Raw genomic sequence first — 405 nt, 5'->3', positions numbered from 1 at the left:
TCCACGATGCCCCCGGTGATGCCGTCGACACCGTCGGCGACCTGCCGGGCGCCGGCGGCCAGCTCCCCGGCCCCCGGCGCCGCCGACCCGTCGGCGGCCGCGTGCTGGTCGGCGCCGGGCGCGAGCTCGGCCGCCCCGGGGGCGGCCGCGGCGGCGCCGGCGGCGTAGGGGCGGGCGCCGTCGGCGAGCGGGTCGCCCCGGTCCGCGGGCGGCCCGACGCCGGGGGCGAACTGGGCCGCGCCGTCGGCCAGCGCGTTGCCACCGTCGGCGGCCTCGGCGATCCCGGAGGCGAAGCGGCCGCCTCCGTCGGCGTACTGCCGGGCGCCGTCGGCCAGCGCGTAGCCACCGTCCGCGGCCTGCCCGACGCCGGAGGCGAACTGGTCCGCGCCGTCGGCCAGCGCGTAG

General features: G+C 83.7%; 1 pseudogene. It reads right to left on the bottom strand.

Annotated features, from left to right (window positions below):
• A pseudogene (locus V5O49_RS02020) lies at positions 1–405 on the bottom strand (YhgE/Pip domain-containing protein); the annotation flags it as partial.

Origin of the sequence: Isoptericola haloaureus (assembly GCF_036689775.1) — a bacterium.
In the GTDB taxonomy this organism is placed as follows: domain Bacteria; phylum Actinomycetota; class Actinomycetes; order Actinomycetales; family Cellulomonadaceae; genus Isoptericola; species Isoptericola haloaureus.
The sequence above is the reverse complement of the archived record's forward strand: the minus strand, read 5'-3'. Positions and strand labels throughout refer to the sequence as shown.